Consider the following 9,095-nt stretch of genomic DNA (forward strand, 5'->3'; position numbering starts at 1 on the left):
GGTGGTGAGCGTCTCCCTGGAAGGTCGGGAAGCCGCGTCGGTGGGTGGGGCCCACCGGGCGCAGCCGTGAAGAATGAAGAACCACGGGCGGTCGTAAAGGATGAAAAGCCCCGCCGGGCGGGGTGAGGGTCAGTGGCGGGAGGTGAAGAGGTCGCCGCGGAGGGCGCGTTCGACGGCGGCGATCGAGCGGGACAGGCGCACCAGTCGGGGCCCCTCCTGGCGGTAGGTGTCGAGGACGGCCTCGATGGCGTGCGGCGGCAGGTGGCCCTTCAGGTCCACCGCCGCCGCCCGGTATCCGGCGCGCGCGGCCTCGACGGCCGAGTTCACGTGGTGGCGGGCCATCGCGGCCAGCGCCACCGGGTGCCGCCTGAGCACCTCGTACGCCCGGTAGTCGGGCGGCACCGCGTCGAGCAGCCAGGCCACGGCCGAGGTCTCCCAGTCGGGAACGCTGGGCGGGCGGACCTCGGCGGGCCACTCCGGCGGGACGTACATGGAAAACATCGTACTCATGTTCGATTCGCCCCGATATGGCGGTATGCGGCGGTAAGTCGGAAAATCGAGGTGTGACGGAGAAGATCGGGATCGTGGGCGCGGGCATCGTCGGGCTGGCGGTGGCGCGCGAGCTGGCCGCCTCCAGGGGTGCCGAGGTGACCGTGCTGGAGAAGGAGGAGCGCGTCGGCGCCCACCAGACCGGCCACAACAGCGGCGTCGTGCACGCGGGCATCTACTACCAGCCGGGCTCGCTCAAGGCCAGGCTCTGCCGCGAGGGCGTGGCGCTGCTCAAGGAGTACTGCGCCGCCCACGGACTGCCGTACGCCGAGCTCGGCAAGCTGGTCGTGGCCGCCACCCGCGCCGAGCGCCCGCAGCTGCGCGCGCTGGCCGAGCGGGCGCGGGCCAACGGCGTGCCGGGCATCGCCGAGCTGGACGCGCTCGGGCTGCGCGAGATCGAGCCGCACGCGGTCGGCGTGGCCGCCGTGCACTCACCGCACACCGCCGTCTGCGACTTCCCCGCCGTCGCCCGACGGCTCGCCCAGGACGTGGCCGAGCTGGGCGGCTCCGTCCAGCTGTCACACCCCGTCAGGGCGGTCAGGGAACGCGCCGGACGGGTGGAGGTGCTGGCCGGGGAGCGCAGGTTCGCCTTCGACCATCTGGTGGTGTGCGCCGGGCTGGGCACCGACGCGGTGGCCCGGATGGCCGGCGTGCCGGGCGAGGTGCGGATCGTGCCGTTCAAGGGCGAGTTCCAGGCCCTCCAGGGAGCGGCGAAGGACCTGGTCAGGGGGTTGATCTACCCGGTGCCCGACCCGCGTTACCCGTTCCTCGGCGTCCACCTGACCCGGCAGATCGGCGGCGAGGTCCTGGTCGGCCCGAACGCGGTGCTCGCCCTCGCCTACGAGGCGTACGACGGGCGCGGTCTCCGCGACGCAGGGCGGATCCTCGGCTGGCCGGGGACGCTGCGCATGGCCAGGGCCCACTGGCGCACCGGGATCAGGGAGACCTACGGCTCGCTGGTCAAGAGCGCGTTCCTCAAGGGCGCCCGGCGGTACGTGCCCGAGCTCACCGCGGCCGACCTCGTCCCGGCTCCCGGCGGCGTCCGCGCGCAGGCCGTGGCCAGGGACGGCGGCCTGGTGGACGACTTCGTGGTGGACGTCGAGGGCCGGGTGGTGCTCGTCAGGAACGCCCCTTCGCCGGCGGCCACGTCGAGTCTGGCCATCGCCCGGCATGTTGCCGGAATTGTCCCAGCACTCGTCCGATGAGGGCATCCTAGGGGTGATGGAATCACGCCTGCTGATCGTCGAGGACGACCCCAACATCCTCGAACTCCTCGCCGCGAGCCTGAGGTTCGCGGGTTTCGACGTGACCACCGCCAAAAGCGGACAGGACGCCGTCGCAGCCGTTCAACGGCACCGTCCCGACCTGATGGTGCTCGACGTGATGTTGCCCGACCTCGACGGGTTCGAGATCGTCAAGCGGATGCGCGGCGGCGGGATGCGCACGCCGGTCGTGTTCCTGACCGCCCGCGACGAGACCGAGGACAAGATCCGTGGTCTCACCATCGGCGGTGACGACTACGTGACCAAGCCGTTCAGCCTGGAGGAGGTCGTCGCCCGCATCCAGGCGGTGCTCCGCCGCACCAGCGGCGACGGGCAGGCGGCGCCGCCCCGGCTGACGTTCGCCGACATCGAGCTGGACGAGGAGAGCCACGAGGTGTGGCGCGGCGGGCACGCGGTCGCACTGTCGCCGACCGAGTTCAAGCTGCTGCGCTACTTCATGACCAACCCCGGCCGGGTGCTGTCCAAGCCGCAGATCCTCGACCACGTGTGGGACTACGACTTCCGCGGCGAGGTGGGCATCGTCGAGTCGTACGTGTCGGTGCTCCGCCGGAAGATCGACAATCGCAGCCCCCGGCTCATCCACACCCTGCGCGGAGTCGGCTACGTCCTGCGCCTGCCACCGGGCCCCTGATGCGCGGCCTGCCGCTGCGGATCAAGCTGATCGCGGCCATGCTGGCGCTGCTCGGCTTCGGCCTGAGCTTCATCGGCCTGGTGAGCGTCTCGGTGCTGCACGGCTACCTCCTCGACCGCGTCGACAGCCAGCTCAGCCTGCTCAGCGTCCGCATGCACAAGAAGGTGCTGAGCGACTGGAAGAAGGACCGCGAGACCGCCGACCGGCCGATCACCATCGAGTCGGACGCGATCGTGCTGGTCAGGGAGCCCGGCGGCGCGTTCGAGCCGATGCTCGACGACCGCGACGTCGACCTGAAGCCCAAGCCGGTGCTGTCGTCCTCGCCGGGCGACGACCCCTACACGGCGCCGGCCGCCAGCGGCGACGGCCAGTGGCGGGTGCTGGAGAGCGAGGTGCAGCGCCGCACGCTCGTCGTCGCGGTCGACCTGGAGGAGGTCGACGCCATCACCACCCGGCTCGTGCTCATCGAGCTGCTCGGCGGCGGCGGCACACTGCTCATCCTCGCCGTGGTCGGCATCACCATCGTCCGGCGCAGCATGCGCCCGCTCGCCCAGATCGAGCGCACGGCCGAGGCCATCGCGGGCGGCCAGCTGGGCCGCCGGGTGCCGGACGGCGACCCCCGTACCGAGGTGGGCCGCCTGGCCACGTCGCTGAACGGCATGCTGGCGCAGATCGAGACGGCGTTCGCGGCGCGGTCGGAGTCGGAGGCCGCGGCCCGGCGCTCCGAGCTGCGCATGCGCGAGTTCGTCGGCGACGCCTCCCACGAGCTGCGCACCCCGCTGACGTCGATCCTGGGCTTCGCCGAGTACGCCCGCCAGAACCCCGGCGCCGACCCCGCCGAGCTCATGCAGCGCGTCGAGCAGGCGGCCGGCCGGATGAGCGTGCTGGTGGACGACCTGCTGCTGCTGGCCAGGGTGGACCAGCAGCGGCCGCTCCAGACCCGCCCGGTGGACATGCTGGCCCTGGCCGCCGACGCCGTGCAGGAGGCCAGGATCCTCGCCCCCGAACGGGTGATCAAGCTGGACGTGGTCGGCGGCGCCGCCCTCATCGTCTCCGGCGACGAGGTGCGCCTGCGCCAGGTCATCAGCAACCTCGTCACGAACGCCATCGTGCACACCGAGCCCGGCTCGCCGATCATCGTGCGGGCCGGGGCGGACGCCGAGACCCTGTTCATCGAGGTCGTCGACAACGGCCCCGGCCTCACCCCCGAGCAGATCGAGCGGGTCTTCGAACGCTTCTACCGCGCCGACTCCGCCCGCTCGCGCCGCCGCTCCGCCGAGGACCGGGGCAGCGGCCTGGGGCTGGCCATCGTCCAGGCGCTCGTCCAGGCCCACGACGGCGTCGTCACGGTCGAGAGCTCGCCCGAGTCCGGCTCGACCTTCCGCGTGGAACTCCCACTCGCCTTGGAGTGAGCGTTCAGGAAAATTTCAGGTCGTTGCGTCACGCTGAGTAGGTGACGAAACCCGAGGCGCTGATCATGGTCGTGGACGACGAGCCCAGCATCCGGGATCTGCTCTCCGCCAGCCTGCGCTTCTCCGGGTTCGAGGTGCTCACCGCCGCCGACGGGCAGGAGGCCGTGGAGGTGGCCGAGCGCGCCTCGCCCGACCTCGTGGTGCTCGACGTGATGTTGCCCGACCTCGACGGGTTCGAGGTGGCCAGGCGGATCTCCGCGCCCGTGTTGTTCCTGTCCGCGCGCGACGCCACCGAGGACAAGATCGCGGGGCTGCGGGTCGGCGACGACTACGTGACCAAGCCGTTCAGCCTGGAGGAGGTCCAGGCGAGGATCAGGGCCGTGCTGCGGCGTACGCAGGGGGAGGCCGCGCCCGTCAGCAGGCTGAAGGTCGCCGACCTGGAGCTGGACGAGGAGTCGCGCGAGGTCTGGCGCGGCGGCCGCCAGGTGCGCCTGTCGCCCACCGAGTACAAGCTGCTGCACTACTTCATGGTCAACGCCGGGCGCGTGTTGTCGAAGGCGCAGATCCTCGACCACGTGTGGAACTACGACTTCGGCGGCGACGCGGGCGTCGTGGAGTCGTACGTGTCGTACCTGCGGCGCAAGGTGGACGACGTCGAGCCCCGCCTCATCCACACCCTGCGCAGCGTCGGCTACGTGCTGCGGGAGCCGCCCGCCGGTTAGTGGACGCCCAGGACGGTGCCGCCGTCCACGCGCAGCGTGGTGCCGGTCACGTAGTCGGCGAGCGGGCCGCTGAGGTAGAGGACCGCGGCGGCGATCTCCTCCGGCCGGCCCATCCGCCCGATGTCGTTGGGCACCACTTCCTCGGCCACCTTGCGTTCGATCTCCTCCCACGTCTCGCCCCAGCCGCGGGCGGCGGCGAGGCCGGTGAAGTGCCGCTGGGCGGTGTCGACCAGGATGGCGCCGGGGGCGACGGTGTTGGAGGTGATTCCGCTGCCCTTCAGCTCGCGGGCCAGCGACACCGTGAGGTTGTGGCGGGCGGCCAGGCTCGCGTTGTAGTCGGGCAGGTCGGCGCCCGGCTGCAGGGCGAGCCCGCCGCCGATCTGGATGAAGCGGCCCCATCCGCGTCCGCGCATGGCGGGGAGCAGCCGCTTGATCATGCGGACCACGGAGATGACGTTGGTCTCGTAGAGGTCGCGCCAGTCGTCCGCGGTCGCCTCGTCCCACGTACGGCTGGGGTAGACGCCGGCGTTGTTGACCAGGATGTCGACCGGGCCGCCGGCGAGCGCCGCCTCGGCCGTGGCGTCGGCGCCCGCGTCGGTGGTCAGGTCGCCGATGGCGGTGCCGGCGGTGCCGCCCGCGGCGCGGACGGCGGCGGCGACGGCCTCGGCACGGGCGCGGTCGCGGCCGTGGACGACGACGTCGGCGCCCTCGGCGGCCATCGCCTTGGCGATGGCCTCGCCGAGGCCGGAACTGGCGCCGGTGACGAGCGCGCGCTTGCCTGTCAGGTGCAGATCCATGGTGTCCTCCCATGTCTACGGTCGTAGACTTCTGTGCTGAGTCTACACTTGTAGACATGACTGACCGCACCGACCCGACCGAGCCGGGAGGCCGCGGCGCGCGCCGCCGCGACGCCGCCGCCACCCGGCAGGCCATCCTGGACGCGGCCGTCGCCGCGTTCACCCGGCACGGATACGACGGGGTGGGCGTACGCGACATCGCCAGGAACGCGGGCGTGACCGCGATGCTCATCAACCGCTATTTCGGGTCGAAGGAACGGTTGTTCGCCGAGGCCGTCGACGTGGCCTTCGCCCCGCGCACGGTGATCTCCGGCACCGGCGCGGACCTGCCCGGCGCGACCGCGCGGGCCTTGGTGACGCGGACGGCCCCGGACGCGGAGGAGCTGGGGCCGTTCCTGCTCCTGCTGAGGTCCGCGGCCGACCCGAGCGCCGCCGCGATCATGCGCGAGGCGATCGCCCGGCATGCCGGGCGGCACCTCACCGAGGAGCTGTCCGACGGGGTCGGGGCGGAGCTGATGCTCGCCGTCCAGGCGGGAGTGTGGCTGATGCGCAGCGTCCTCGGCACGACGGCGCTGGTGGAAGAGGAACCGGAGGAGCTCGCGCGGCGGATCGGGTCGCTCTTCCAGGTCCTGGTCGACCCCGCGTCAGGGTGAGTCGGCCAGCACACAGGCGGCGGGCGGGTCGAGGTCGAGCAGCTCGGTCCGCGTCCCGCTGAACCCCGCAGCCACGAGCAGGTCGCCGATCCGGCGGGCGGCCTCCAACGAGGTGTCCCTGGTTGCTCCCTTGGCGCGCGGCTGGGAGACGATGGCGATGCGCCCGCCGGGCGCGAGCCGTGCGCGCAGGTCCGCGAGCCGTTCGGCCGGCGCCGTCCAGTGGCCGAGGGTGTTGACGGCCAGGATGGCGTCGAACGGGCCGTCGAGCGGCAGCCGTTCCGCCTCGCCCAGCGTGAGGGTGACCCGGCCGGACCTGATGGCGGCGGCGTTGCGCCTGGACGCCTGCCGGAGCATCACGGCGGAACGGTCGATCCCGTGGACGTGCCCCGACTCGCCGACCCGGCGGCTCAACTCGGCGACCGCCACGCCGGGGCCGAACCCGATCTCCAGAACCCTGTCGCCGGGCCGGACGTCGAGCAGCCCGGCCGCCCAGACGTTACGCCGGCGGTTGGACGGCCGGTGCGCCATCACCCAGCCCACCACGCGCCCGGCCGCGCCTCTGGGGTGGCCGAACTGGTTCACGATCATGCGTCTGATGTCCATGACCCGCAGCCAACCCCTTCACGTAGGCTTGAAGGCAAGATGACCGAGCTGACCGTCGGCGAGTTGGCGCGGCGCACCGGCGTCGCCGCCTCCGCGCTGCGCTACTGGGACACCGTCGGGCTGCTGCCCGCCACCCGGGTCTCCGGGCAGCGGCGCTACCCCGAGTCGGCGGTCGCGCTGGTCGGGGCCATCCTGCTGCTGCGCGACGCCGGGTTCTCGCTGGAGGAGCAGAAGGCGCTCGCCGCCGCCCGCCCCGCCGACCCCGGCGAGTGGCGGCGGCTGGCCCGGCGCAAGCAGGCCGAGCTCGACGACCAGATCGCCACGGCACAGGCCGCCCGCGACGCCCTCGACCACGCGCTGCGCTGCGGCCACCCGGACGTCCACGACTGCCCGACGTTCCGCGCCATCGCCGCCGCCCGGTTGTCCGGCAAGCCCCTCAGGGAAGCCCACACCCACCACTGAAGGTCGCCCCGGCGGTGGACCGCTGAAGAGGGCCTGCCGTGGGTAGCGTGATCGGTATGGACCTGCTGGGTGCGCTGGAGTCGCTGCGCCGGCCGCTCGACCGCGACCTGTTCCCGCTCGCCGTGGGCGAGGCCGGGGCGGACCGCCGCGCGTTGCGCGAGCTGACCGGCCAGCTCGACGACTACCTGCTGCCCCGGCTGCGCGCCATCGACGCGCCGCTGCTCGCCGTCGTCGGCGGCTCCACCGGGGCCGGCAAGTCCACGCTGGTCAACTCGCTGGTCGGGGCCGACGTGACCGAGCCGGGCGTGCTGCGGCCCACCACGCTGGTGCCCACGCTCGTGGTCAGCGCGGCCGACCGGACCTGGTTCATGGGCCAGAACGTGCTGCCCGGCCTCTCCCGCGCCACCGGCGCCGGGCCCGGCGCGCTGCGCGTGGTCACCTCCGGGACGCTCGGAGAGGGGCTGGCGTTGCTCGACGCGCCCGACATCGACTCCGTGGTGACCGCCAACCGCGAGCTCGCCGCGCAACTGCTGGCCGCCGCCGACCTGTGGTTGTTCGTCACGACCGCCGCACGGTACGCCGACGAGGTGCCGTGGAGCTTCCTGCGTTCGGCCCGCGAACGCAGCACCGCGCTGGCCGTCGTCCTCGACCGGGTGCCGCCTGACGCGGTGGAGCCGGTCTCCCGCGACCTCACCCGCCTCCTCGCCGAGAACGGCCTGGAGGGCACCCGCCTGTTCACCGTCCCCGAGGCTCCGCTGCCCGACGAGAAGGCCCGGCTGCCCGCGTCGTACGTCGAGCCCATCTCGTCCTGGCTCGCCGAGCTGGCCGCCGACGCCGCAGAGAGGTCCCGCGTCGTACGCCAGACGCTCTCCGGGGCGCTCGACAGCCTGTCCACCCGGGTCCCGGCGCTGGCCGACGCCGTCGAACGCCAGCAGGCCGCCTTCGACGGGCTGCGCTCCATCGTCGCGGGCGCGTACGCGGGCGGCATGGCCGACTTCGACGCGGGCATGCGCGACGGGTCGCTGCTGCGGGGCGAGGTGCTGGCCCGCTGGCAGGACTTCATCGGCACCGGCGACCTCATGCGCTCCCTGGAGACCCGGGTGGGCCGCATCCGCGACCGGCTCGTCGGCTTCTTCACCGGCAAGGTGCCGGAGGCGCAGTTGCGCGACGCCCTGGAGAGCGGCGTGGAGTCCCTCATCAGGGGCGCCGCCGACGGGGCCGCCGAGCGGGCCCTGGAGGGCTGGTCCGCCGCGCCCGGAGGCCCCGGCCTGCTCGAACGCCTCGGCGCCGTCGAGGCCGCCCGTCTCGGCCGCGCCTCTCCCGACCTGCCCAAGCGTGCCGAGGCGGCGGTGCGGGGGTGGCAGGAGTTCGTCCTCGATCTCGTACGCGAGGAAGGGAGCGAGCGCCGTACGGCGGCCCGGGTGGCGTCGTTCGGCGTGAACGGCGCCGGGCTGCTGCTCATGCTGGCCGTGTTCGCCTCCACGGGCGGGCTGACCGGGATCGAGGTGGGGATCGCCGGTGGGACGAGCGTGTTGTCGCAGAAGCTGCTGGAAGCCGTCTTCGGCGACCAGGCGGTGCGCACGCTCACCATCCGGGCACGCGACGACCTGCGCGAACGAGTGCGCACCCTCCTGGACGAGGAGGCCGCCCGCTTCACCGCCGTCCTCGAAACCGTCGAGCCTCCCAAAGGCACGTCGAAGGCCCTGCGCGAAGCCGCCCGCCAGATCCGCCACCACCGCACCACCCTCCCGGCCGCCACCGCCCTGCCGGCGCAGGAACCAGGCGGGCGAAGCGGCACGGGAACCCTGGAGCTCCCGGTGCAGCCCAGCGTGGGGCCGCAGGACGATGACGCGTCCACGGCGGAGTTGCCGGTGCCCGGGGAGGGGCGCCACTCTCGTGGGCGGGGCGAGGCCGGACCGGAGGAGGCGTCGTGAAGCTGCTGCGGCGTAAGGAGGGGCCGTCGCTCGACGCTCGGGTGGACGC

10 protein-coding genes are annotated in these 9,095 nt (G+C 73.1%); 7 read left to right on the top strand and 3 right to left on the bottom strand.

What is annotated here, in order from left to right; genetic code table 11:
* Window positions 1–129 precede the first annotated feature (129 nt).
* Window positions 130–492: a hypothetical protein gene (locus C1J01_RS42705; RefSeq protein WP_111184742.1), complete on the bottom strand. Its 363-nt coding sequence runs from the start codon at window positions 490–492 to the stop codon at window positions 130–132.
* 71 nt (window positions 493–563) lie between these two features.
* Here C1J01_RS42705 and lhgD point away from each other — a divergent pair, with 71 nt between their 5' ends.
* From lhgD to C1J01_RS42725, 4 genes are all read left to right on the top strand, one after another.
* Complete coding sequence (gene lhgD / locus C1J01_RS42710) at window positions 564–1,754, top strand: L-2-hydroxyglutarate dehydrogenase (protein WP_235855045.1); 1,191 nt, start codon at window positions 564–566, stop codon at window positions 1,752–1,754.
* A 16-nt stretch (window positions 1,755–1,770) separates the two neighbouring features.
* On the top strand, window positions 1,771–2,463 hold the full coding sequence (locus C1J01_RS42715) for a response regulator transcription factor (RefSeq protein WP_111184744.1): 693 nt from the start codon (window positions 1,771–1,773) through the stop codon (window positions 2,461–2,463).
* A complete protein-coding gene (locus tag C1J01_RS42720) occupies window positions 2,463–3,875 on the top strand; it encodes a sensor histidine kinase (protein ID WP_111184745.1) in 1,413 nt (470 codons plus the stop codon). Before C1J01_RS42715 ends, C1J01_RS42720 begins: the two co-directional genes overlap by 1 nt.
* 65 nt (window positions 3,876–3,940) lie before the next feature.
* Entirely contained in the window at window positions 3,941–4,597 is a 657-nt protein-coding gene (locus C1J01_RS42725) for a response regulator transcription factor (RefSeq protein ID WP_111184750.1), read from the top strand.
* Here C1J01_RS42725 and C1J01_RS42730 read toward each other — a convergent pair.
* Entirely contained in the window at window positions 4,594–5,394 is an 801-nt protein-coding gene (locus tag C1J01_RS42730; RefSeq protein WP_111184746.1) for an SDR family NAD(P)-dependent oxidoreductase, read from the bottom strand. The two genes, C1J01_RS42725 and C1J01_RS42730, sit on opposite strands and share 4 nt — an antisense overlap.
* Window positions 5,395–5,450: 56 nt before the next feature.
* Between C1J01_RS42730 and C1J01_RS42735 the strand changes: the two genes are divergently transcribed.
* Window positions 5,451–6,047, top strand: coding sequence for a TetR/AcrR family transcriptional regulator (locus C1J01_RS42735; protein ID WP_111184747.1), 597 nt, complete (start codon window positions 5,451–5,453; stop codon window positions 6,045–6,047).
* Here C1J01_RS42735 and C1J01_RS42740 read toward each other — a convergent pair.
* Window positions 6,039–6,650: a class I SAM-dependent methyltransferase gene (locus C1J01_RS42740; RefSeq protein ID WP_111184748.1), complete on the bottom strand. Its 612-nt coding sequence runs from the start codon at window positions 6,648–6,650 to the stop codon at window positions 6,039–6,041. The two genes, C1J01_RS42735 and C1J01_RS42740, sit on opposite strands and share 9 nt — an antisense overlap.
* 39 nt (window positions 6,651–6,689) lie before the next feature.
* On the opposite strand from C1J01_RS42740, the gene C1J01_RS42745 reads away from it, so the two are divergent.
* On the top strand, window positions 6,690–7,112 hold the full coding sequence (locus C1J01_RS42745; protein WP_111184749.1) for a MerR family transcriptional regulator: 423 nt from the start codon (window positions 6,690–6,692) through the stop codon (window positions 7,110–7,112).
* A 56-nt stretch (window positions 7,113–7,168) separates the two neighbouring features.
* On the top strand, window positions 7,169–9,046 hold the full coding sequence (locus C1J01_RS42750) for a P-loop NTPase family protein (RefSeq protein ID WP_235855046.1): 1,878 nt from the start codon (window positions 7,169–7,171) through the stop codon (window positions 9,044–9,046).
* The last annotated feature ends 49 nt before the right edge of the window (window positions 9,047–9,095 follow it).

It is taken from the genome of Nonomuraea aridisoli, assembly GCF_003236395.1.
Taxonomy (GTDB): Bacteria; Actinomycetota; Actinomycetes; order Streptosporangiales; family Streptosporangiaceae; genus Nonomuraea; species Nonomuraea aridisoli.

Excerpts from the sequence above, each read along its gene's own strand:
- C1J01_RS42705 (WP_111184742.1), bottom strand. The coding sequence starts at position 492 with ATGTACGTCCCGCCGGAGTGGCCCGCCGAGGTCCGCCCGCCCAGCGTT.
- C1J01_RS42715 (WP_111184744.1), top strand. The coding sequence starts at position 1,771 with ATGGAATCACGCCTGCTGATCGTCGAGGACGACCCCAACATCCTCGAA.
- C1J01_RS42720 (WP_111184745.1), top strand. The coding sequence starts at position 2,463 with ATGCGCGGCCTGCCGCTGCGGATCAAGCTGATCGCGGCCATGCTGGCG.
- C1J01_RS42725 (WP_111184750.1), top strand. The coding sequence starts at position 3,941 with ATGGTCGTGGACGACGAGCCCAGCATCCGGGATCTGCTCTCCGCCAGC.
- C1J01_RS42730 (WP_111184746.1), bottom strand. The coding sequence starts at position 5,394 with ATGGATCTGCACCTGACAGGCAAGCGCGCGCTCGTCACCGGCGCCAGT.
- C1J01_RS42735 (WP_111184747.1), top strand. The coding sequence starts at position 5,451 with ATGACTGACCGCACCGACCCGACCGAGCCGGGAGGCCGCGGCGCGCGC.
- C1J01_RS42740 (WP_111184748.1), bottom strand. The coding sequence starts at position 6,650 with ATGGACATCAGACGCATGATCGTGAACCAGTTCGGCCACCCCAGAGGC.
- C1J01_RS42745 (WP_111184749.1), top strand. The coding sequence starts at position 6,690 with ATGACCGAGCTGACCGTCGGCGAGTTGGCGCGGCGCACCGGCGTCGCC.
- C1J01_RS42750 (WP_235855046.1), top strand. The coding sequence starts at position 7,169 with ATGGACCTGCTGGGTGCGCTGGAGTCGCTGCGCCGGCCGCTCGACCGC.